The 20,711-nt window shown below is 64.3% G+C and carries 22 protein-coding genes, 1 tRNA gene and 1 pseudogene; 14 read left to right on the plus strand and 10 right to left on the minus strand.

Annotated features, from left to right (window positions below):
• Positions 1-136: 136 nt before the first annotated feature.
• Together CDQ92_RS06800 and CDQ92_RS06805 are read right to left on the minus strand one after the other, a co-directional pair.
• Positions 137-210: transfer RNA gene (locus tag CDQ92_RS06800), tRNA-Gly, on the minus strand.
• 120 nt (positions 211-330) lie between these two features.
• On the minus strand, positions 331-1,581 hold the full coding sequence (locus CDQ92_RS06805; protein ID WP_201792036.1) for an ISNCY family transposase: 1,251 nt from the start codon (positions 1,579-1,581) through the stop codon (positions 331-333).
• A gap of 142 nt (positions 1,582-1,723) precedes the next feature.
• On the opposite strand from CDQ92_RS06805, the gene dinB reads away from it, so the two are divergent.
• Positions 1,724-2,854 (plus strand): DNA polymerase IV, encoded by a 1,131-nt coding sequence (dinB, locus tag CDQ92_RS06810; RefSeq protein ID WP_088440685.1) that lies wholly within the window; start codon positions 1,724-1,726, stop codon positions 2,852-2,854.
• On the opposite strand, the gene CDQ92_RS06815 is transcribed toward dinB, so the two are convergent.
• Positions 2,847-3,338, minus strand: coding sequence for a hypothetical protein (locus CDQ92_RS06815; RefSeq protein WP_144035697.1), 492 nt, complete (start codon positions 3,336-3,338; stop codon positions 2,847-2,849). The two genes, dinB and CDQ92_RS06815, sit on opposite strands and share 8 nt — an antisense overlap.
• A gap of 42 nt (positions 3,339-3,380) precedes the next feature.
• Positions 3,381-4,979: a peptide chain release factor 3 gene (locus tag CDQ92_RS06820; RefSeq protein WP_088440687.1), complete on the minus strand. Its 1,599-nt coding sequence runs from the start codon at positions 4,977-4,979 to the stop codon at positions 3,381-3,383.
• 77 nt (positions 4,980-5,056) lie between these two features.
• Between CDQ92_RS06820 and CDQ92_RS06825 the strand changes: the two genes are divergently transcribed.
• Positions 5,057-5,695, plus strand: coding sequence for a hypothetical protein (locus CDQ92_RS06825; protein ID WP_144035698.1), 639 nt, complete (start codon positions 5,057-5,059; stop codon positions 5,693-5,695).
• A gap of 186 nt (positions 5,696-5,881) precedes the next feature.
• On the opposite strand, the gene CDQ92_RS06830 is transcribed toward CDQ92_RS06825, so the two are convergent.
• Genes CDQ92_RS06830 through serB form a run of 3 tightly spaced genes read right to left on the minus strand, consistent with a single transcriptional unit; the run spans position 5,882 to position 7,513 of the window.
• Complete coding sequence (locus CDQ92_RS06830; protein ID WP_088440689.1) at positions 5,882-6,232, minus strand: DUF2200 domain-containing protein; 351 nt, start codon at positions 6,230-6,232, stop codon at positions 5,882-5,884.
• 49 nt (positions 6,233-6,281) lie between these two features.
• Entirely contained in the window at positions 6,282-6,608 is a 327-nt protein-coding gene (locus CDQ92_RS06835; protein ID WP_088441437.1) for a low molecular weight protein tyrosine phosphatase family protein, read from the minus strand.
• Between the two features lie 20 nt (positions 6,609-6,628).
• Complete coding sequence (serB, locus tag CDQ92_RS06840) at positions 6,629-7,513, minus strand: phosphoserine phosphatase SerB (RefSeq protein ID WP_088440690.1); 885 nt, start codon at positions 7,511-7,513, stop codon at positions 6,629-6,631.
• Between serB and miaA the strand changes: the two genes are divergently transcribed.
• From miaA to CDQ92_RS06875, 7 genes are all read left to right on the plus strand, one after another.
• Positions 7,512-8,471, plus strand: coding sequence for a tRNA (adenosine(37)-N6)-dimethylallyltransferase MiaA (gene miaA / locus CDQ92_RS06845; protein WP_088440691.1), 960 nt, complete (start codon positions 7,512-7,514; stop codon positions 8,469-8,471). The two genes, serB and miaA, sit on opposite strands and share 2 nt — an antisense overlap.
• A 74-nt stretch (positions 8,472-8,545) precedes the next feature.
• Positions 8,546-10,300 (plus strand): acetolactate synthase 3 large subunit, encoded by a 1,755-nt coding sequence (locus CDQ92_RS06850; protein ID WP_169714548.1) that lies wholly within the window; start codon positions 8,546-8,548, stop codon positions 10,298-10,300.
• 4 nt (positions 10,301-10,304) lie between these two features.
• The gene (gene ilvN, locus CDQ92_RS06855; protein WP_088440693.1) at positions 10,305-10,820 is read left to right on the plus strand and encodes an acetolactate synthase small subunit; all 516 of its coding nucleotides are present in this window, start codon (positions 10,305-10,307) and stop codon (positions 10,818-10,820) included.
• 103 nt (positions 10,821-10,923) lie between these two features.
• Entirely contained in the window at positions 10,924-11,958 is a 1,035-nt protein-coding gene (ilvC, locus tag CDQ92_RS06860; RefSeq protein WP_088440694.1) for a ketol-acid reductoisomerase, read from the plus strand.
• 99 nt (positions 11,959-12,057) lie between these two features.
• Entirely contained in the window at positions 12,058-13,191 is a 1,134-nt protein-coding gene (locus tag CDQ92_RS06865; RefSeq protein WP_088440695.1) for an 8-amino-7-oxononanoate synthase, read from the plus strand.
• Positions 13,188-13,985, plus strand: coding sequence for an ATP-dependent dethiobiotin synthetase BioD (gene bioD / locus CDQ92_RS06870; RefSeq protein ID WP_088440696.1), 798 nt, complete (start codon positions 13,188-13,190; stop codon positions 13,983-13,985). The genes CDQ92_RS06865 and bioD overlap by 4 nt, the downstream gene beginning before the upstream one ends.
• A 169-nt stretch (positions 13,986-14,154) precedes the next feature.
• Positions 14,155-15,414, plus strand: coding sequence for an adenosylmethionine--8-amino-7-oxononanoate transaminase (locus tag CDQ92_RS06875; protein WP_088440697.1), 1,260 nt, complete (start codon positions 14,155-14,157; stop codon positions 15,412-15,414).
• Here the strand turns inward: CDQ92_RS06875 and CDQ92_RS06880 are convergent.
• Positions 15,411-15,719, minus strand: coding sequence for a polyhydroxyalkanoic acid system family protein (locus CDQ92_RS06880; RefSeq protein WP_088440698.1), 309 nt, complete (start codon positions 15,717-15,719; stop codon positions 15,411-15,413). The genes CDQ92_RS06875 and CDQ92_RS06880 overlap by 4 nt on opposite strands.
• Positions 15,720-15,857: 138 nt before the next feature.
• On the opposite strand from CDQ92_RS06880, the gene CDQ92_RS06885 reads away from it, so the two are divergent.
• The 4 genes from CDQ92_RS06885 to CDQ92_RS06900 all read left to right on the plus strand — a co-directional run bounded on the left by CDQ92_RS06885 (position 15,858) and on the right by CDQ92_RS06900 (position 18,092).
• Positions 15,858-16,262 carry a hypothetical protein gene (locus CDQ92_RS06885; protein ID WP_088440699.1) on the plus strand — a complete coding sequence of 135 codons (405 nt, stop codon included), beginning with the start codon at positions 15,858-15,860 and terminating at the stop codon, positions 16,260-16,262.
• 97 nt (positions 16,263-16,359) lie between these two features.
• Positions 16,360-17,004: a YceI family protein gene (locus tag CDQ92_RS06890; protein WP_088440700.1), complete on the plus strand. Its 645-nt coding sequence runs from the start codon at positions 16,360-16,362 to the stop codon at positions 17,002-17,004.
• A 97-nt stretch (positions 17,005-17,101) separates the two neighbouring features.
• Positions 17,102-17,470: a hypothetical protein gene (locus tag CDQ92_RS06895; protein WP_088440701.1), complete on the plus strand. Its 369-nt coding sequence runs from the start codon at positions 17,102-17,104 to the stop codon at positions 17,468-17,470.
• A 136-nt stretch (positions 17,471-17,606) separates the two neighbouring features.
• Positions 17,607-18,092 carry a rhodanese-like domain-containing protein gene (locus CDQ92_RS06900; protein ID WP_088440702.1) on the plus strand — a complete coding sequence of 162 codons (486 nt, stop codon included), beginning with the start codon at positions 17,607-17,609 and terminating at the stop codon, positions 18,090-18,092.
• 36 nt (positions 18,093-18,128) lie between these two features.
• Here CDQ92_RS06900 and CDQ92_RS06905 read toward each other — a convergent pair whose 3' ends face one another.
• Entirely contained in the window at positions 18,129-18,794 is a 666-nt protein-coding gene (locus CDQ92_RS06905) for an ISAs1 family transposase (protein ID WP_201792047.1), read from the minus strand.
• A gap of 57 nt (positions 18,795-18,851) precedes the next feature.
• Here CDQ92_RS06905 and CDQ92_RS06910 point away from each other — a divergent pair, with 57 nt between their 5' ends.
• Positions 18,852-20,075, plus strand: a complete 1,224-nt coding sequence (locus tag CDQ92_RS06910) for an IS256 family transposase (RefSeq protein WP_088439555.1) — start codon at positions 18,852-18,854, stop codon at positions 20,073-20,075.
• A 41-nt stretch (positions 20,076-20,116) separates the two neighbouring features.
• Here the strand turns inward: CDQ92_RS06910 and CDQ92_RS06915 are convergent.
• A pseudogene (locus CDQ92_RS06915) lies at positions 20,117-20,605 on the minus strand (ISAs1 family transposase); the annotation flags it as partial.
• Between the last annotated feature and the right edge of the window lie 106 nt (positions 20,606-20,711).

Here is a 20,711-nt window from a genome sequence, read left to right on the forward strand (position 1 = left end):
CGAGGCCCCCGAAGTGGCCCCCAGACATGCTCGGCTGCCACCGGATAACGCCGGATGCCATCGGAAAAAGAAAGGCAACATACCGCAGTTTTCTGCGGTTTTCAAAGACAATGTCGGACGATGTCGGATGAAATCTTGGAGCGGGTAGCGGGAATCGAACCCGCCTAGCTAGCTTGGAAGGCTAGAGCATTACCACTATGCTATACCCGCTCACCAAGGTCGGCGGCGATTGCCATTTTGCCCCTTCGTCGTCAAGTCCGCGTTGCGTGCGCCATGTCGAGCGCGAATGAAGATGTCCGATTAATTGACACGACATATGTCCGATTGGTTTCATAGCGCGAGTGCAGCCTGCGGAGGGCTGGCGGAGGCGTAGCCGGAGCCGGTCCGGAGCGGGCTGCACTCGCGCGGATCGATTTGAACCTCGTCCTGGAGGGTGCCGTCGGGGCGATAGCCGCCGATTTTGCGCGGGCCGTGGAAGATGGCCAGGCAGTCATCGGGGTAGTGATGCACCCGGACGCGCATTTTGACATAGTGATGGCGAAAGGGGCTGGGCGGGATCTGCAAGATCATTCCCATGTAGCGCACGGTGTTATCGGCCCCCACCTGCCGGTCTTCCTGGACGCACAGGATATTGTCGATGTCGTAGCCGGGGATGGCTACGAAGGCCGACGCCTCCATCTCGGGCGCAACCGCGAACTGCGCGTTGTGACGGGGAAGATAGACCTCGGTGAGATAGTGGTTCGCCGCTGCCATATCGGCGATGCCCGCCAGCTTCAGCTCGTTGACCAACCGCCCCTGCAAGGTGCCGAATGCCCGCTCCGAACGCCCGCGCGCCTCGGGCGAATAGGCCGCGATATGATCGATGCCGAGTTGGCGGAGCGCTCGCCCAACCTCGGTCGGGCGCGACTTGTCGACCTTGCCGCCCGCTTCGGGCGTGAAGAAATAATGGCTGCCCCGGTCGGTGTACAAAGAGCAGAAGAGCCCGTGTTTTGCGATCGTCTCATGGATGCCGCGCAGGCTCGAGTTGGTCCCTTCCTGCTTGCAGAAGAACGCCGAGGTGATCTCGCTCGTCGCATCATCGAGCGTCACCACCAGGTCCGCATAGCCCTCGCCATACCAGCAGTGCGTGCTCGCGTCCTGATGGATCATCATCCCCCGCATCGGCTTGCGCGGGCGCTTGAGACGGTGCGTTCCACCACGCTTGACGGGCCTCACCAGGCCCGCACTCAACAGCGCCAGACGCGTCCAGGTATAGCCCCGGCGCAGGCTGTGATCGCGCCGCGCCAGCTCGTGAAAATGACGCATGTTAAATCCCGCATATCGATCTCGGTAAAGCTGCGTGAGCTCCTCGACTTCTGCATCCGCCGCCCGCTGCCGCGATACCTGCCCAACGCGGCGATCCCGCAATCCAGCAAACCCGTCCTCGTCATACCGGCTGCGCAGCCGCAGAAAATGACGTGGGCTACAACCCAGGATCATCGCCGCATCCGAACAACTCAGTCGCCCAGCCTCAACCGCAAGGTAAAGCTCCTCAAAGCGCTCCATCCGTATCGCCTCCGTCAATGCCCGATTGCGCCGCATCTGATGACTCCCTTCGCTCGGAGATCATCCAGACACCAAAATCGGACATATGACGCGTCAACTCATCGGACATACCTCGTGCGCACGACACCGCGTTGCGTGCGCCATTGAGAACATCATGGCAACATGCTAGGTTGCTCGCGTGAATCATGTCGCCGACCTCGCCCCCGACACGCCAGCGGACGCTCCCGTCCGCAAGATCATCCATGTTGACATGGACGCCTTTTACGCATCGGTCGAACAGCGCGACGATCCTTCGCTGCGCGGCAAGCCCGTTGCTGTAGGCGGATCGTCGCGGCGAGGAGTGGTCGCCGCGGCCAGCTATGAGGCGCGCAAGTTCGGGGTGCGTTCGGCCATGCCAAGCATCACGGCCAAGCGCCAATGCCCCGACCTCATATTCGTCCCGCCGCGTTTCGACGCCTATCGCGAGGTTTCGCACCAGATCCGGGCGATTTTCCACGACTATGCCGACGAGGTCGAACCGCTGTCGCTCGACGAGGCCTATCTCGACGTCAGCGCCGATAAGGCCGGGCTGGGCAGCGCGACCGCGACCGCCAAGCTGATTCGCCGCCGCATCCGCGACGAAACCGGCCTCACCGCCTCAGCTGGGGTTTCGTACAACAAGTTCATAGCCAAGCTGGCGTCGGACCAGAACAAGCCCGACGGGCTGACCGTTATTCCGCCAGGCAAGGGCGCCGTATTTGTCCAGACCCTGTCGATCCGCCGTTTTCACGGCATCGGCCCCGTGACGTCGGCCAAGATGGAGGGGCTCGGCGTGTTTTCGGGTGCCGATCTCGCGGGCAAAGACCCGCTGTGGCTCGCTGAGAACTTTGGCAATAGCGCCGAATGGCTATTCAACCTCGCGCGTGGCATCGACCATCGCCGCGTCAAATCCGACCGCCCGCTCAAATCGCTCGGCGGCGAGCGGACGTTTTTCAATGACCTCATCACCGAGACCGAGATCCTCGAGGCGCTCGCGCATGTCTGCGCCGTGGTGTGGGACCGCGCCGCCAAAAAGGGCGCGCGCGGGCGGACCGTGACGCTGAAACTGCGCTACGCCGATTTCAAAACGATCACGCGAGCGAAATCGGTGCCGGCGCCGATCCTCGACGGCGCATCGCTGCTGGCGGCGGGCGAAGCGATACTGGCGCCGCTCCTGCCGACCGAGCAGGGAATCCGCCTGCTGGGGCTTACGCTGAGCAAATTCGAAGGCGAGGAAGAAGACGCGTCGGACGCGTCGCCGACGTCCACCGACCTGCTCAGCCTTATTTAGCCGCCGCGGGCGCATGGCGCCTGATCGCGGCCTGCATCTTGGGCGATAGCGTCTGCAAGGCACAGCGGATGAGCGGTTCATCCAACACCTGGATCTCCTCGCGAAACGGCGCACCGACGCGATAGAGCGCGCGATCGGTGCCCGTCGCCTTGACCCGAAAATAGCCTGCACCATCATAGCCGTCGAACTGCATCTGGGTGAAACCGCCCTCCACCACCCGCGTCTGCGTGATCGGGCGCAATTCGGCGGCGGGGCCAAGATTACCGTTCGGCCCATAAAAATAGAGCGAGCCCCACCGCGTTCCGTCAAAGACATAACCATAGCGAACCGTCGCGCATTTCTGGTTATCGTTGGTCCACAAGCCCTTGGCGATCGGCAATTTTATGGCCAGCTGCGCCATCGCAGGAACACAGCTGGCGATCGCCGCCAGCGTCAGCATCACTATCCGCATCGTCATCCTCCCATCGGCCCGAAGCGGCGTCATGGTGGCGGACTTGGCGCGCGCGATCAACCCGGCATGGGCAGGCTATTCAGCCAATGCCCCCAACCGCCGTTCTTTGGTCGCGGTGAAGCGGATGTCGGGATTGCGCTGGGTGATATAGCCCACTTCCCACCCGTCCTTGGCCATGAACACCGGCGCGCCGTCGCGGTCGGTGGCGCTGGCGCCGCGATGTTCGGACTGGAACGCCTTCAGCTTTGCCGGGTCGTCGCTGGCGATCCAGCGCGCGGTTTCCCACGGCGACTGTTCCAGCTTCGCCTCGACCTTATATTCGGCGTCGAGGCGGCTGATCAGGACTTCAAGCTGCAACTGACCGACCACGCCAACGATCATGTTCGCGCCGATTTCGGGATAAAAGACCTGGATGATCCCCTCCTCGGCCATGTCGTCGAGCGCCTTGCGCAGTTTCTTGGTCTGGGTCGGATCGACCAGCGCGACGCGGCGCAGCAATTCGGGTGCGAAATTGGGCAGCCCGGTGATCGTGATGTCGGTGCGTTCGGACAGCGTGTCGCCGACGCGCAGCGTGCCGTGGTTGGGAATGCCGATGATGTCGCCGGGAAAGGCTTCCTCGGCCATTTCGCGGTCCTGCGCCAGGAACAGCATCGGGCGGCTGATCGCGATCGCCTTGCCTGTGCCGCCCTGCATCAAGCGCATCCCGCGCTCGAACTTGCCCGAGCACAGCCGCATGAAAGCAATGCGGTCGCGGTGCGCGGGGTTCATATTTGCCTGCACCTTGAAGACGAAGCCGGTGACGGCGGCGTCGGCCGGATCGACCGGCGCAGGCTCGGCGGGTTGCGGCTGCGGACCGGGGGCGTGGTTGGCCAGCGCGGCGAGCAGGTCGATGACGCCAAATTCCTTCAGCGCCGAGCCGAAATAGACCGGGGTCAGGTCACCATTACGGTAAGCCGCGGCGTCGAAATCGGCGTAGCAGGCCGACGCCAGCTCGGTCTCTTCCTTCAGGTGCGCCAGCGCATCGGCGCTGATCTCGGCTGCCAGCGCCGGATCGCCGAGCCCTGCCACCTTGGCGCGGTGGCCTTCGTACATCCGCGACGCATCGCCGCCCGGTTTCATGATCGCGGGATCGACCAGATCGTAAATCCCCTCGAACTGCCCGCCCATGCCCGCGGGCCAGTTCATCGGACAAACGTCGAGGGCGAGCCGGTCGGCAACCTCGTCGAGCAGCTCAAACGGCGGCAGGCCTTCGCGATCGACCTTGTTGATGAAGGTGATGATCGGCACCGATCGCAGGCGGCACACCTCGAACAATTTCAGCGTCTGCGGCTCGATGCCCTTCGCGGCGTCGATGACCATCACCGCGCTGTCGACCGCGGTCAGGGTACGATAGGTATCCTCGCTGAAATCCTCGTGCCCCGGGGTGTCGAGCAGGTTGAAGACCAGCCCCGCATGCTCGAATGTCATGACCGACGAGGTGACCGAAATCCCGCGCTGCTGTTCGATCTTCATCCAGTCGGATCGCGCGCGCCGCGCGGCCCCGCGCGCCTTCACCTCGCCCGCGATATGGATCGCGCCGCCAGCGACGAGCAATTTCTCGGTCAGCGTCGTTTTACCCGCATCGGGATGCGAGATAATGGCAAAGGTGCGGCGATCGGGATGCGTCTGGGACATGTCGCGGGCGGTTAGCAGGTGGCGCCAGATGTGGAAAGGGCTGGCATGCGCGCCACTGCCGACGCATGAAGGATGCCATGCGAACCCTTCTCCTCGCCGCCGCGCTGATCGCCGCCCCCGCCGCGGCGCAGGACTCGCCCTTGGTCGGCGAGTATAGCCTGGCCGAAGGCCCCGACGTCGGTGGTGGGCTGTTGATCCGCGGCGACGGCCGCTTCCAATATATGCTTGCGGCGGGCGCGCTCGACGAACGCGCCGAAGGGCGATGGGAAGCGCGGGGCGACACGATCTGCCTCACCACCGACCCAAAGCCGGTGTCGCCGACCATGGAGAAAGGCGCGCTGATCGAGGTCGAGGGCAGCATCCCCACCCTGCTCGTCACCTGGCCCAACGGCAGAGGCATCCCCGGCGTCGATTTCACCATCGGATTCGACCGCGGCGACCCGATCGAGGATTACACCCAGACTGACGGCTGGACGATGCCCGATGACGACAACCGCATTCCACGCTGGGTCGAATTGCGTGAAGCGATTTACGATATCACCGCGCCGCGGTTCGAACTGACCGAAGCCGACGGCGGCAAGCTGCGCGCGATCATTGTCCCCAACGATATCGGCGTGGTCGATTTCGACGGGGCGTGCCTGGAAAAGACCGACCGCGGCGCCACGCTGCGCCGCGTCGAGGGCGAGATGCGGTTCGTAAAGCTGGACCCGGAATAGCGGCTTGTAGCCCTCTGCCAGCTCGGCGTCCTACCCCAGCACCCAGTCCCGCAGCGGATGCGCCCTGCTGCGGCGTCATAGCCGTCATCGTCGGAACCGGCCCGCTGGTCATCTGATGCGGCGACGGCTTATTCTTACATGCCTGTCGGCGAGCAAAGGGGGCCGGTCCATTAAGCGCCAGCGCCGCTACCCCCGCAAAATCTTCTCCATCTTCTTCCCCCGCGCCAATTCGTCGATCAGCTTGTCGAGATAACGCAGCTCGCGCATCAGCGGTTCTTCGATATTCTCGACGCGGATGCCGCAGACAACCCCGGTGATCAGTGACCGCGCCGGGTTCAGCTGCGGGGCCTGCGCGAAGAAATCTTCGAAATTCGTTCCCTGCGCCAGCTCACCCTCAAGCTGCTGCTGGCTATACCCCGTCAACCAGCGGAAAATATCGTCGACCTCCGCCTTCGTCCGCCCCTTCTTCTCCGCCTTGGCAATATAATGCGGGTACACGCTCGCGACGCTGATCGAAAAGATGCGGTGTTTGGTCATGGAGTCCTCCCATTCGGGTCTAATGCGGATCCGCTGCGCGTCTCGAAATCTACATAGGCAGATATCGGGACATTTTGACCTTCAAAAGCTGGACCAGTGCCTCATCCATAAATTCATAGTCGTCCGGAATGTCGAGGCAGATTACGCGCGCGTCCTTCAGCGCGGTCCGATATCGCTTCTGGAGCTTGTTGCGATGCGCCTTTTCCATCACGAAAATCATGTCCGCCCAGCGAACAACTTCGGATGTCAGCGGATTCTCCGCATCATTGTTGGTGCCCGCCGATGCCGTTTCCACTCCCGGATGATCGGCGAATATCTGCTCGGCCGTCGGGCTGCGCAGCTTGTTCTGGCTGCACACGAACAGGATGTTGGTCACCTTCGCCAAGCACCCCTGCCCTACCCCAGCACCCAGCTCCGCCGCGGATAGCCCTGCGCCCACAGCAGCGCGGTCAAATCATGGTGCCGCACCACCGCCGCCGCGGCCTCGCCCGCCGCCGGGTGCGGATAATAACCCACCCCCAGCCCGGCCGACGTAATCATCGGAATATCATTCGCGCCGTCACCCACCGCCAGCGTGGCGGCGAGCGGCAGGCCATATTTCGCCGCCTCGGCCTTCAAGGTCTCCAGCTTCGCCGCGCTGTCGACGATCGGCTCGATCACCTTCCCCGTCAGCTTGCCGTCGCGAATCTCCAGCTCGTTCGCCAGCACCTTGTCGAACCCGATCGCTTCGCCGACCGGCCCCGCGAACGGCATGAAGCCGCCCGACACCAGCACCGAATGGGCGCCATGCGCCTTCATCGTCTGCACCAACGTGCGCGCGCCGCGGGTCAGCTTCACCCGCTCCATCCGGCATTCGACCAATGTCGCTCCGGGCATCCCCGCCAGCAATCCGACCCGCTCGATCAGCGCAGCGCGGAAATCGAGCTCGCCGCGCATCGCGCGCTCGGTGATCGCCGCAATCTCGGGCTTCAGCCCCGCATAATCCGCCAGTTCGTCGATGCATTCGACGGTGATCATCGTCGAATCCATGTCGGCGATGATCAGCTTTTTGGTGCGGTCGCCCTGCGGCTGGACGATCGTGTCGAGCGATCCATGGTCCATCAACGCCAGTTCCTTGCGCGCGCTCACCAGGCTGCCGTGAAAGACAATATCGGCAGCGTCGCCCTCGTCGAGCCAGTGCGGCGCGCCGACGTCATGACCCGTGGCGTCGAGTCGGTCGATCGCTTCGCGAACCACCTCGTCGGTCAGCTTTCCGGCTGCTATCAGCGTCGCGACGAACATGGCTGCTCCTTCATCCTCTCTCGGCGCACGGCCGCCTGTGGCACTTATCGCCGGACCCACCGCCAGCGGCAAGAGCGCATTGGCGGTGGCGCTCGCAAAAGCTGTCGGGCGCGGCGTCGTAATCAATGCTGACGCGAGCCAGGTCTATGCCGACCTTGCGATCCTCTCGGCGCGTCCGTCCGAAGACGAGATGACGGGCATCCCGCATCACCTCTTCGGCCATATCGACGCCGCCGAGGCCCACAACGCCGCGCGCTGGGCGAGCGAGGCCCGCGCCGCCATCGCCGCCGCGCATGCCGCGGGCGACATCCCGATCCTCGTCGGCGGCACAGGCCTGCATATCCGCACCCTGCTCGACGGCATTTCACCGATCCCCGAGATCGATCCCGATGTTCGCGCCGCGGCGCGCGCCTTGGCCGTCGCCGATGCCCACGCCGCGCTCACCCGCGAAGATCCCGATACCGCCGCCCGCCTCAATCCCGCCGATACCACCCGCATCGCCCGCGCGCTCGAAGTCGTCCGCTCGACCGGCCACCCGCTCGGCCACTGGCACGCCGCGCACACGGGCGGCGTCGGCGATACGATCACGCTCACCCCGCTCATCCTGCTCCCGCCGCGCGCGTGGCTGCGCGATCGCTGCGACCAGCGGCTGGTCCAGATGTTCGAGAGCCGCGCGATCGCCGAGGTCGAAGCGCTGCTCGCCCGCGACCTCGACCCCGATCTTCCCGCGATGCGCGCCATCGGCGTCCCTCAGATTGCGCAATATCTGACCGGCGCGATCGACCGCGGCGAGGCGCTCACTCTCACCCAGGCCGCCACGCGCCAATATGCCAAACGCCAATATACCTGGTTCCGCAACCAGCCTCCAACCGGGTGGCACCCACACATCGAGTCACTAAACAATGATTCTGTTGATGAATTAGCAATTATATTACGTGAAAGGCTGTTGACAGGATAGAATCATATACCTATTGCCCGCAACCCTGTTGCAGCGCACAAGCGCTGCGTTTTTGTGTTGAAAGGAGTTTCGTCGTGACGGAAATGAGCGGTGCCGACATGGTGGTGCAGGCGCTGGTCGACCTTGGCGTCGATACAGTGTTCGGCTATCCGGGCGGCGCGGTGCTTCCGATTTACGACGCGCTCTTCAAGCACCCGACGATCAAGCACATCCTCGTCCGCCACGAACAGGCCGCGACCCATGCCGCCGAAGGCTATGCGCGATCGACCGGCAAACCCGGCGTCGTCCTCGTCACCTCCGGCCCCGGCGCGACCAACGCGGTCACCGGGATCACCGATGCGTTGCTCGACTCCATTCCGATGGTCGTGCTCACCGGGCAGGTGCCGACGACGCTGATCGGCACCGATGCGTTTCAGGAATGCGACACCGTCGGCATCACGCGCCACTGCACCAAGCATAATTATCTGGTGATGGACCCCGACCGGCTCGGACCGATCCTGCACGAGGCCTTTTATATCGCGACCCACGGCCGCCCCGGCCCGGTGGTCATCGACATCCCCAAGAACGTCCAGGTCGCGACCGGCACCTATTCGATCCCCAACCGGATCGACCATAAAAGTTATCGCCCGCAGGTCGATCCCGATGCCGAGGCCATCGCCGCCGCCATCGCGATGATCGCCGCGGCCGAGCGCCCGATCTTCTACACCGGCGGCGGCGTCATCAACGCTGGCCCTGATGCGAGCGCAGCGCTGCGTCAGCTCGTCGCGCTGACGGGCGCGCCGGTCACCTCGACCCTGATGGGGCTCGGCGCCTTCCCCGCCGACGATGACCAATGGCTCGGCATGCTCGGCATGCACGGCACCTATGAAGCCAATATGGCGATGAACCGCGCCGACCTGATCATCGCCGTGGGCGCGCGCTTCGACGACCGCGTCACCGGCCGCCTCGACGCTTTCTCGCCCGATTCCAAAAAGATCCACATCGACATCGATCGCAGCTCGATCAACAAGATCGTCCCCGTCGATCTTGCGGTCGTCGGCGACGCCGGCCGCGCGCTCGATGCGCTGATCGCGGCGTGGGCCGACAAGGGCCACAAAGCCCGCGACCTCGGCGAATGGTGGCGCCGCATCGACGGCTGGCGCGCGACGCGCTGCCTCGACTTTCCCGAGAAGAAAGAGGATGGCGCCGAGATCATGCCGCAGCGCGCGGTCAAGGCCCTGTTCGACGCCACCCGCGGCATGGACCCGATCATCACCACCGAGGTCGGCCAGCACCAGATGTGGGCGGCGCAGCATTTCCATTTCGACAGCCCCAATCGCTGGCTGACCAGCGGCGGGCTCGGCACGATGGGCTATGGCTTCCCCGCCGCGGTCGGCGCCCAGATCGCGCACCCCGATCGCCTCGTCATCTGCATCGCGGGCGAAGCCTCGCTCCAGATGAACATCCAGGAAATGGGCACGGTCAGCCAGTACCGCCTGCCGGTGAAGATCTTCATCCTCAACAATCAGTGGATGGGCATGGTCCGCCAGTGGCAGGAACTGACCTACGAAAGCCGCTATTCAAATAGCTATTCGGACAGCCTGCCCGATTTCGTGAAGCTCGCCGACGCCTATGGCTGGACCGGGCTGCGCATCGACACGCTCGGCGAACTCGCCGACGGCATCCAGACGATGTTGGGCACGCCGGGACCGGTGATCGTCGACTGCCGCGTCGCGCAGCTCGCCAACTGCTTCCCGATGATCCCCTCGGGCGCCGCGCACACCGACATGATCCTCCAGCCGAACGACATCGTCGGCACGATGGACGACGAAGCGAAAGCACTGGTCTAAGCCGATGAAAATCACAACCGAAGCGGGTGAGCGCCATGTGCTCGCCGTCACCGTCGATAACGAGGCGGGCATTCTCGCCAAGATCACCGGGCTGTTCTCGGCGCGGGGCTATAATATCGAAAGCCTGACCGTCGCCGACATCAGCGCCGATCATGCGCTGTCGCGGATTACCATCGTCACCAGCGGCCCGCCCGCCGTGATCGATCAGATCATTGCGCAGCTCGATCGGCTCGTCCCCGTCCATTCGGTGACCGACCTCGCCGACGGCGGCGCGCATGTCGAACGCGAGATCGCGCTGGTCAAGGTCGCGGGCAGCGGCGACAAACGCATCGAGGCGCTGCGCATGGCCGACGTGTTCCGCGCCAAGGTCGTCGACACGACACTCAGCAGCTTCATCTTCGAAATCACCGGGACGAGCGACAAGGTCGACCGCTTCATCGCGCTGATGCGCGAATGCGGGCTGGTCGAAGTCGGCCGCACCGGCGTCGTCGCGATCGCTCGCGGAGCGGAGGCGGTTTAGAGTTTACGTTTAGGGTCTCAACCATCGTCACCCCGGACTTGATCCGGGGTCCATGGATGCCGGATCAAATCCGGCATGACGAAAAAACTACAGGGAAGAAAACATGCAAGTCTATTACGATCGCGACGCCGACCAGGATCTGATCAAGGGCAAGAAGGTCGCCGTCGTCGGCTACGGCAGCCAGGGCCATGCCCATGCGCAGAACCTGCGCGACAGCGGCGTCGCCGACGTCGCGATTGCGCTCCGCGCCGGTTCAGCGACCGCCAAAAAGGCCGAAGCCGCCGGCTTCAAGGTGCTGACCAACAAGGAAGCCGCCGAATGGGCCGACGTCATCATGATCGCCGCCCCCGACGAACTTCAGGCGAAGATCTATGCCGATGATCTCGCCGCCAACATGAAGCCCGGCGCAGCGCTCGCCTTTGCCCACGGCCTCAACATCCACTTCGGCCTGATCGAAGCTCGCCCCGACATCGACGTCTTCATGGTCGCCCCCAAAGGCCCCGGTCACACCGTGCGCAGCGAATATCAAAAGGGCGGCGGCGTGCCCTGCCTGATCGCGGTCGCGCAGGAAGCGACCGGCAATAGCGGCAACGGCTATGCCAAGGCGCTCGCCCTCTCCTATGCCAGTGCCGTCGGCGGGGGCCGCAGCGGCATCATTGAAACAACCTTCAAGGAAGAGTGCGAAACCGACCTCTTTGGCGAACAGGCGGTGCTCTGCGGCGGCATCACCCACCTGATCCAGGCGGGTTTCGAAACGCTGGTCGAGGCGGGCTACGCCCCCGAAATGGCCTATTTCGAATGCCTCCACGAAACCAAGCTGATCGTCGACCTGCTCTATGAAGGCGGCATCGCCAACATGCGCTATTCGATCAGCAACACCGCCGAATATGGCGACATCAAAACCGGCCCGCGCATCATCACCGAAGAAACCAAGAAGGAAATGAAGCGCGTCCTGCAGGACATCCAGTCGGGCCGCTTCGTCAAGGATTTCGTCCTCGACAACCAGGCCGGCCAGCCCGAACTGAAAGCCAGCCGCAAGGCTGCCGCCGCGCATCCGATCGAAAAAGTCGGCGGCGAACTGCGCGCAATGATGCCATGGATCGCCAAGAACCAGCTGGTCGACAAAGCGAAGAACTAAACCTCGTCATTGCGAGGAGCGTAGCGACGAAGCAATCCAGAGCGGGACAAGCCGCCCTGGATTGTTTCGCTCCGCTCGCAATGACGAAGCGAGGAAAAAATGCGGCATCCCTTCGACACCCACCGCGCCGATCTCGACGCGCTCGCGGTTCAAAGCAGCCGCCGTGCGCTCGCCGCGCGCACCGGCCGTGATTTCGCCTCAAACGACTATCTCGGCCTCGCCGATAGCGACACGCTGCGCGCCGCCCTCGCTGCGGGCATCGCGCGCGGCCTGCCCGCCGGATCGGGCGGCTCGCGCCTGCTGCGCGGCAACCACCCCGAACATGAAGCGCTCGAAGCCCACGCCGCGCGCCATTATGGCAGCGAGGCCGCGCTCTACTTCGCCACCGGCTTCGCCGCCAACGCCGCACTCTTCGCTACCCTCCCCCAGCGCGGTGACCTTGTCGTCCACGACGAGCTGATCCACGCCAGCGCGCACGACGGCATGAAGCTCGGCCGCGCCGGGACCGTCGCCGCCGCGCACAACGATGCGCAGGCGTTCGACGATATCATCACCCGCTGGCGCGCCGGCGGCGGCGGCGGCACCGCGTGGATCGCGGTCGAAAGTCTATACAGCATGGACGGCGACCGCGCTCCGCTCGACGCCCTCGCCGCGGTCGCCGACCGCCACGACGCCATTCTGGTGGTGGACGAAGCGCACGCCACCGGCGTCTTCGGCCCCGGCGGCGCCGGCCTCGCCCACGCGCTGCGGCGCCGCGACAACCTCATCACCCTCCACACCTGCGGCAAGGCGCTCGGCTGCGAAGGCGCGCTGCTCTGCGCCCCCGCCATCGCGACCGACTTCATCGTCAACCGCGGCCGCCCTTTCATCTTCTCGACCGCACCCTCGCCGCTCATGGCGTGGCTCGTCCGCCAGGCGATCGAGATTGTCGCGAACGAGCCCGAACGGCAGGCACGCCTGCACGCCGTCATCCGCCACGCCGCCGAACGCCTCGTGCCGCTCGGCATCCCCGCCAGCGGCACCCAGATCCTGCCCGTGATCATCGGCGACAACCAGCGCACGATGCGCATCGCCGGGGCGCTGCAGGGCGCAGGGTTCGACATCCGCGGTATCCGACCGCCGACCGTCCCGCAGGGGACGGCGAGGCTGCGCATCGCGATCACCCTCAACGTCGACGAAGCCGACATCGACAAAATGGCCGACGCGCTCGCGCAAGCGATGGCCGCGGCATGACCCGCTTCGTCGTCACCGGCACCGACACCGGCATCGGCAAGACGATCTTTGCCGCCGCACTCGCAGGCGCGACGGGTGCGCCATATTGGAAGCCGGTCCAGTCGGGCCTCGAGGACGAAACCGACAGCGAGACCGTTGCCCGACTGCTCCCTGTGCAAAGCATGGGGGAGGCGCAGAGGGCGCGCAGCGCCTGCGGGACCGCTAGCGAAGCGAGCGGTGGAGGGGCGACAACCTCGCCCCAAAGCCCCTCCGTCAGTCCTGCGCCCGCGGCGCAGTTTACCCTGAGCGCCTGCAAGGCAGGCGAAGAGGGCTGCCATCTCCCCACGGCTTCGCCGCAAGGAGGATCCATCCTCCCCGAAGCCTATCGCCTGAACACCCCCGCCTCGCCGCATATCGCCGCCGAGATCGACGGCGTAACGATTGACGTTGCTGCACTCGCTCCGCCCCCCGGCGACCTCATCGTCGAAGGCGCCGGCGGCGCGCTGGTCCCGGTCACCCGCACCACGCTCTACGCCGACCTCTTCGCCCGCTGGCAAATCCCCGTCATCATCTGCGCCCGCACCGCGCTCGGCACGATCAACCACAGCTTGATGACGATCGAAGCGCTGCGGGCGCGCGGCGTGCCCATCCACGGCCTCGCCTTCCTCGGCGATGCCGTGGAGGACAGCGAGGCGATCATCTCGCAACTCAGCGGCGTCCGCCGCCTCGGCCGCCTGCCAATCCTCGACGCTCTGACCCCGGATAATCTGGCGGCAGCGTTCAACGCGAACTTCAACGTCGCAGATTTCAACTAACCCGGTCATTTCCGCGAAAGCGGAGATCTAGTTTTTCTTCTTTGCGCCTTTGCGCCTTTGCGTGAGATTTTTTGAGGCTCACGCAAAGGCGCAGAGGCGCGGAGAAAAGGCACGAAGAAAGCTGGCCGCGCGCTTTCGCGGCGGTGGTGAAGGAGTATAGGGAGACGTGATGACAACAAATCCTGCCCCCATCTGGCACCCCTTCACCCAGCACGGCCTCGACGACCCGATTCCGCTGATCGCCCGCGGCGAAGGCGCGCGCCTCTACGATGCCGACGGCAACCACTGGATCGACGCGATTTCCAGCTGGTGGGTGACCACCCACGGCCACGCCCATCCACGCATCATGGCCGCAATCCGCGACCAGTCCGAGAAGCTCGACCAGCTCATCTTCGCCGGCTGGACCCACGAACCCGCCGAGACGCTCGCCGCCGAACTGATCCGCATCACCCCCGACCCGCTCACTCGAGTCTTCTTCTCGGACTCGGGCTCGACCAGCGTCGAGGTCGCGCTCAAAATGGCGCTCGGCTATTGGACGAACGTCGGGCAGGCGCGCAGCAAAATCCTCGTCCTCGAACACAGCTATCATGGCGATACGATCGGTGCGATGTCGGTCGGCGAACGCGGCGTGTTCAACAAGCCTTACGAACCCTTGCTCTTCGACGTCGGCACCATCCCCTTCCCGCACGTGGGCCGCGAGCAGGCAAGCCTCGACGCCCTCGAAGCCGCATGTGCCCAGCTCCCCGCCGCCTTCATCGTCGAACCGCTCATCCTCGGCGCCGGGGGTATGCTCATCTACCCCGCGTGGGTGCTCGCCGAAATACGCGCCATCTGCGCGCGTCACAATGTCCTGTTCATCGCCGACGAGGTGATGACCGGCTGGGGCCGCACCGGCACCCGCTTCGCCTGCGATCAGGCGGGCGTCATCCCCGACATCGTCTGCCTGTCGAAAGGGCTGACCGGCGGCGCGCTCCCGCTTGCGGTGACGCTCTGCATCGAACCGATCTTCGCCGCGCATCTCTCGACCGACCGCAGCAAGGCCTTCTATCATTCCAGCAGCTACACCGCGAACCCCATCGCCTGCGCCGCCGCCAACGCCAATCTCGAAATCTGGCGGGACGAGCCCGTCCAGCAGCGCATCGACACCCTCGCCCACACCCAGGCCGCGCACCTGTCGCTGCTGAGCCACAACCCGCGCGTCGCCAACCCGCGCCGCCTCGGCACCATCGCCGCGCTCGACATCGTCGTGCCGGACTCGGGCTATCTCTCGAACCTCGCGCCGCGCCTCATCGCCTTTTACCGCGACCACGGCGTCCTCCTCCGCCCGCTCGGCAACACGCTGTATGTGATGCCGCCCTATTGCATCACGGCAGAGGATTTAGCGCAGGTGTGGGATGGGATCACGCTGTCCCTCGATCGCCTGTCCTAGCGCTTCTCCAGCAGCAATTTGTCGCCCGCCTGGCGGATGATCCCCTCGATCATCGGCCGCACGAACCCCAGACCGGCGGGCAGATCGAAATCGATGACCAGCGCCGCATCCTCGACCATCGCGGTCGACGCGATGCTATGCCCCATCGCGTGGATCACAAAATCCATCCGGTCTTCATGTTCCCAGCGATGCTCGACCCGCCCCAGTCCGCCAGGGATCAGCTTGACCAGATCGTCGGCCCGCGCGGCCATGCGGCGGCGCACTTCGGCGCGCGGCAGGTCATGGGCAATCCGAACGCTCGGCATACAATCGGCTCCTTCGATCGTCGATGTGGGGCGCGCGGCAAGACGATGCAACGCCCGCTCGGCTCGGCAGTTAGGCTTAGGTTCATCTAGCCCGCCTATCACCGATGGCGGGAGAGGCTTTTGGAGGCACGACGCCCGATGACGAGAAAGCCGCTCTATTTCCTGTTCCCGCTGCTCACCGCGCTCGCTGCGCCCGCCGCTGCGCAGGATGAAAGCCTCGCGCAATCGGCGCAGCCGCCGCAGCGCACCTCGGTCCTCTATACCTTCGGCAACGATCCCTGCCCCGAACCCGTCGGCGACGAGATCATCGTCTGCGCGCAGCAGCCCGAATCCGAGCGCTACCGCGTCCCCAAGGAACTGCGCGAAGAGCTGAAGGAAGACGTCGCCATTGGCGGCGGCAGCTGGGCCTCGACGGTCGAGGGGTATGACAATATCGCCCGCTCCACGCGCCCGAACAGCTGCTCGCCGGTCGGCAGCTACGGCTTCACCGGCTGCGCCTCGGCCGCGCTGCGCGAGTGGTTCGAGGCGCGCCGCGCGCCTTGACGGAACCCGTCGGCGAAACATTGCGTTTCCTGTGGGCGGATTGACGCGGCACCGCCCGCGCGCCTAGCCTGACCGCCCCCAACAGGAGATCCCATTCATGCGCCGTATCGCTCCCCTCGCCGCCCTCGCGCTCGCCGTCGTCGCGGTTCCCGTCGTCATCGCCCAGAACGCCCCCACCGTCCCCGGCGCCCCCGACAAGGCGCGCGTCGCCGCGGGCACCTATGCCGCGGACGCGGGTCACACGATGGTCGTTTGGGAAGTCGATCATTTCGGCTTCAGCAAATATACCGGCATCTTTGGCGACGTCACCGGCACCCTCGTCATCGACCCCGCCAATCCCGCCGCGTCCAAGGTCGATGTCACGATCCCCGTCGCCAAGGTCACCACTGCCAGCAGCGGCCTGACCGGCCATTTGCTCCGTGCAGGCAAGGACGGCGGCAAGCCCGACTTCTTCGGCGCCGCCCCCGCCGACGCCAAATTCGTCTCGACCAGCGTCGTGCTCGACGACGACGGCGACGAGGCCAAGGTCACCGGCAATCTCACCCTCAACGGCGTCACCAAGCCGGTCACCCTCGACGTCGATTTTCACGGCGCCGGGACCAATCCCTATAACAAGAAAGCGACGATCGGTTTCGAGGCCGAGGGCAAGATCCGCCGCAGCGATTTCGGCATCGCCTACGGTATCCCCGCGGTCAGCGACGAGGTCGAACTCGAAATCCACGCCGCGTTCGAAAAACAGTAAGCGCGGCCTCAACACACCCAAATCTGTCACACGCACCGCGTAAAAGCCGGGGCGGGATCTTCACCGGTCCCGCCCCCTTTTGCGAGGAGCCCGTGTGATGAGCGAACTGGTACGCGAAATTGTCGACGTGAACGCCTCCATCGGCGGCGACGAGGAAAATCCGCTGCTGACCGTCGAGGCCGAGGGCCTCATCCCCACCGCGGGCTGGGCCAATGTCCGGCTTGACCCGCATGTCTATAGCACCCCGCCCGAGGACGGCGTCCAGGATTTCGACCTCGTCGGCGATCGCCCCGCGGGCAGCGACGCCGGCAGTGATCGAGGCGCACTGACCCAGATCGAGGCCGCGTGGGAAGGCCCGCTCGCCGACTGGCTGATCGCCGTGCGCGTCCACGCGATCGACAATATGATCGAGGACGAGATTTTCGAGCCGTGGGACGAGGACGACGCGGAGAGCGAAGCCGCCTGACGCTCGCCCCGCCGCGACTTTCCCGGCCCCCTGCCTGCGCCGGATCGCGACCCCCTCGCGGTCCGGCGCCATTTTTCGGTTCATCGCGCAGCCAGCAACCTCGGCCTAACCTCCCTCCATCTTAGGGAGGACCATCATGCGTACCCTGCTGCTCGCCGCTGCGCTTATCGCCGCCCCCGCGCTCGGCCAAACCAACCCCCAGATCGACTATCCCGCCTTCCAGGCGCTCACCGCCAGCGTCGCGCCGCAGCGCGCTACCCGCCTGCTCGCCTTCGCCGCGTTCAAGGCCGAAGCCGCGAAGCCCGATGTCCTGCTCCTCGACGCCCGCTCGGCCAGCGCCTTCCAGCGCGGGCATATCAAGGGCGCGGTCAACCTGCCGCTCACCGATTTCACCGCGGGCAGACTCGCCGCGGTCATCGGCGCCAACCCCGATCGCCCCATCCTCATCTACTGCAACAATAATTTCCGCAACAATGTTGCCCCGGTGCCGGTCAAATCGGTCGCGCTCGCGCTCAATATCCAGACCTTCATCAACCTCGTCGGCTATGGCTATCCCAATGTGTACGAGCTCGCCGATGTCCTCGATTTCAACGACCCCGCGGTCGAGTGGGTGAAGGGATAACGCCCAGCCCACGCAATTTTCCCCAGGGGAATCGCTTCAGATTAACGGTTGTCGTTGAGTGACGAGTGTTTCGAGGTAATCGGGGTCGAGATTGGCTCGTTTTCTGCGGACTTTGAGGCTGTGTTTGTCGTTTGGATTTCGCACCAGGTTCATGGCGATGTGTTTGACGACCGCCATATTCTGGGGTCCTGATCCGGTTCGCAGTCTTGTGAGGTCGTCGTGGAAGACGACGTCGAGCACCCAGTGGAGCCGGTTTTCGATGCCCCAATGGGCGCGGACTGCGGCGGCGAAGGCTTGGGCATCGAGTTTGACAGAAGAGAGGTAATAGCGCCGTTCGGTGCTTTTGCGGCCCTCCCGTTCGACATGGTTTTCGACCATGGCGATCATCGCGAGATGGGGAAAATGGGGTTCATCAGGATAGCGACGGTCGGAAAACAGCCATTGTGTGTTGTGACAGACGCTGTGGCGGCGTTCTTCGATGCGGCCATGATCGGCGTCGGTTGTCGTGTGCGCCGACAGGGTCATATCGGTGGGCGGATCGGCAAAGAACGCCACGACATCGGCAAACAGCGCCGGACGGTTGCCCTTCAGCGCGAGCAAATAATCTCCGCCGCGCGCCACGATGGTCTCGGCAATCGCGGCCTGTGTTCCGATCGCATCGATGGTGACGAGCGCACCGGTCAGTTCCAGCCGTTCGAGCAGGGGACTGTCATGATTTCCGTGTGTGGGCTGGCATAATGGGTAAGAAGGAGTCTCACTATGTCACGACGCAAAGAGCCGGTGATCCCGGCAGATCTTCTGGATCAACTGCTGGCCGGCAGCGACGCAGCTGCAGCGCTGGATCAAGGCGGATTGCTCGATACGCTGAAGAAAGCGCTGGCCGAACGGGCGCTCAATGCCGAGATGGATCATCATCTGGGCGACGATGAGCAGGCTGGCAATAGCCGCAACGGTTACGGCCGCAAGACGGTGACGACGGACACCGGCAAGCTCGAGATCGACGTGCCCCGCGACCGGCATGGCCGCTTCGACCCGCAGTTGATTGCCAAGTATCAGCGCCGTTTTCCGGGGTTTGATGATAAGATCGTGTCGATGTACGCTCGGGGCATGAGCACGCGTGAGATCAGCGGGCACCTGCGCGATCTGTACGGTATCGACGTCTCGCCCGATCTGATCAGCACGGTGACCGATGCGGTCCTCGACGAGGTCGCCACCTGGCAGCAGCGGCCGCTTGACCCGATTTATCCGCTGGTCTTCTTCGACGCGATCCGGGTCAAGATCCGGGATGAAGGCATGGTCCGCAACAAGGCCTTCCATATCGCGCTCGGCGTCCGCGCCGATGGCGGCAAAGAGGTTCTGGGCCTGTGGCTCGAACAGAACGAAGGCGCCAAGTTCTGGCTGCGGGTGATGAACGAACTACGGAACCGCGGCGTCGAAGATATCCTTCTCGCCGTCGTCGACGGCTTGAAGGGCTTCCCTGATGCGATCACCGCGGTGTTCCCGGAGACGATAGTCCAGACCTGTATTGTCCACCTGCTGCGTAACTCCATGGACTTCGTGTCCTGGAAAGACCGCAAGGGGCTGGCAACCGCACTCAAGGAGATTTACCGTGCGACAGATGCCGACGCTGCCGAAAAGGCGCTGACGGCGTTCGAGGCCGGTCCCTGGGGCCAGCGTTATGCCGCTATCGGCCAGAGCTGGCGGCGCGCCTGGAGCGAGGTCATCCCGTTCTTTGCGTTCCCTGACGAAGTGCGCAGGATCGTCTACACAACCAATGCCATCGAGGCGCTTAACTCGAAGCTCAGGCGCGCGGTCCGAGCCAGGGGACACTTCCCAAGCGACGAGGCGGCCACCAAGCTGCTCTATCTGGTCTTGAACCGATCCGAAAAAGAGTGGAAAATGCCGCCACGTGAGTGGAGCATGGCAAAGGCCCAGTTCGCCGTAATCTTCGGCGAGCGCTTTATCAGGGCCATGGCGGCCTAATGTTCAACCGCCAGCCCGCACACGGAAATCATGACAGTCCCTTCGAGCAGCAACGGGATCGCGGTGATCTCGTTGGATTTTGCGTCTACCGCTTCCTGGCCCAGCACCAGCCGCTGGCGCGACGCCCAGGCTGAAACCATGTGCAGCGGCGCGCGGCCTTTGCTCCTCGCGTGACTACGCCGCGACGTCTTGCCGTCAATCGCGATGATATCGGGTGCCTCGTCGCGCAGCGCCTCGACCCAGGTCGCAAAGCAGGTTTTGAACAGCTCGGGATCAAGCCCGTTAATGACATCATTAAGGGTGTCGTGGGCTGGTATCCCGTGCGCAAACGGCAGAAAACGGCGCAGAAAATCGAGCCGGTGCTGTCCCCACAGCCTGATCTCGACAAAATCTTCCATCCCCGAAAGCGTCGCGCAAAGCACCAAAAGCAAGACCTCGCGAAGCGGATACAAAACCCGCCACTGCTCCCGGTGATCACGAAGCGCAGAAAAATGATCGAGTATCGAACGCGACGATGGCAATCCAGACATCAATGGCTCCCAGCATATGGAGCATCGTCTGAATCATAACACTTCAATCAACACCAGTCCGTTCATCTGAAGCGATTGCCCTGCAATTTTCCCACTCCCCCCTTGT

The sequence above is a fragment of the Sphingopyxis bauzanensis genome, assembly GCF_002205675.1.
Classification (GTDB): Bacteria; Pseudomonadota; Alphaproteobacteria; order Sphingomonadales; family Sphingomonadaceae; genus Sphingopyxis; species Sphingopyxis bauzanensis.

What these genes read in the sequence shown, in the direction of transcription:
- CDQ92_RS06825 (WP_144035698.1), top strand. Translation starts at nt 5,057, where the DNA reads ATGCGAACCCTTCTCCTCGCCGCCGCGCTGATCGCCGCCCCCGCCGCG.
- CDQ92_RS06830 (WP_088440689.1), bottom strand. Translation starts at nt 6,232, where the DNA reads ATGACCAAACACCGCATCTTTTCGATCAGCGTCGCGAGCGTGTACCCG.
- CDQ92_RS06865 (WP_088440695.1), top strand. Translation starts at nt 12,058, where the DNA reads ATGCGGCATCCCTTCGACACCCACCGCGCCGATCTCGACGCGCTCGCG.
- CDQ92_RS06885 (WP_088440699.1), top strand. Translation starts at nt 15,858, where the DNA reads ATGACGAGAAAGCCGCTCTATTTCCTGTTCCCGCTGCTCACCGCGCTC.
- ilvN (WP_088440693.1), top strand. Translation starts at nt 10,305, where the DNA reads ATGAAAATCACAACCGAAGCGGGTGAGCGCCATGTGCTCGCCGTCACC.
- ilvC (WP_088440694.1), top strand. Translation starts at nt 10,924, where the DNA reads ATGCAAGTCTATTACGATCGCGACGCCGACCAGGATCTGATCAAGGGC.
- CDQ92_RS06895 (WP_088440701.1), top strand. Translation starts at nt 17,102, where the DNA reads ATGAGCGAACTGGTACGCGAAATTGTCGACGTGAACGCCTCCATCGGC.
- CDQ92_RS06900 (WP_088440702.1), top strand. Translation starts at nt 17,607, where the DNA reads ATGCGTACCCTGCTGCTCGCCGCTGCGCTTATCGCCGCCCCCGCGCTC.
- CDQ92_RS06815 (WP_144035697.1), bottom strand. Translation starts at nt 3,338, where the DNA reads ATGACGCCGCTTCGGGCCGATGGGAGGATGACGATGCGGATAGTGATG.
- CDQ92_RS06880 (WP_088440698.1), bottom strand. Translation starts at nt 15,719, where the DNA reads ATGCCGAGCGTTCGGATTGCCCATGACCTGCCGCGCGCCGAAGTGCGC.
- bioD (WP_088440696.1), top strand. Translation starts at nt 13,188, where the DNA reads ATGACCCGCTTCGTCGTCACCGGCACCGACACCGGCATCGGCAAGACG.
- serB (WP_088440690.1), bottom strand. Translation starts at nt 7,513, where the DNA reads ATGTTCGTCGCGACGCTGATAGCAGCCGGAAAGCTGACCGACGAGGTG.
- miaA (WP_088440691.1), top strand. Translation starts at nt 7,512, where the DNA reads ATGGCTGCTCCTTCATCCTCTCTCGGCGCACGGCCGCCTGTGGCACTT.
- CDQ92_RS06875 (WP_088440697.1), top strand. Translation starts at nt 14,155, where the DNA reads ATGACAACAAATCCTGCCCCCATCTGGCACCCCTTCACCCAGCACGGC.
- CDQ92_RS06910 (WP_088439555.1), top strand. Translation starts at nt 18,852, where the DNA reads ATGTCACGACGCAAAGAGCCGGTGATCCCGGCAGATCTTCTGGATCAA.
- CDQ92_RS06805 (WP_201792036.1), bottom strand. Translation starts at nt 1,581, where the DNA reads ATGCGGCGCAATCGGGCATTGACGGAGGCGATACGGATGGAGCGCTTT.
- CDQ92_RS06890 (WP_088440700.1), top strand. Translation starts at nt 16,360, where the DNA reads ATGCGCCGTATCGCTCCCCTCGCCGCCCTCGCGCTCGCCGTCGTCGCG.
- CDQ92_RS06820 (WP_088440687.1), bottom strand. Translation starts at nt 4,979, where the DNA reads ATGTCCCAGACGCATCCCGATCGCCGCACCTTTGCCATTATCTCGCAT.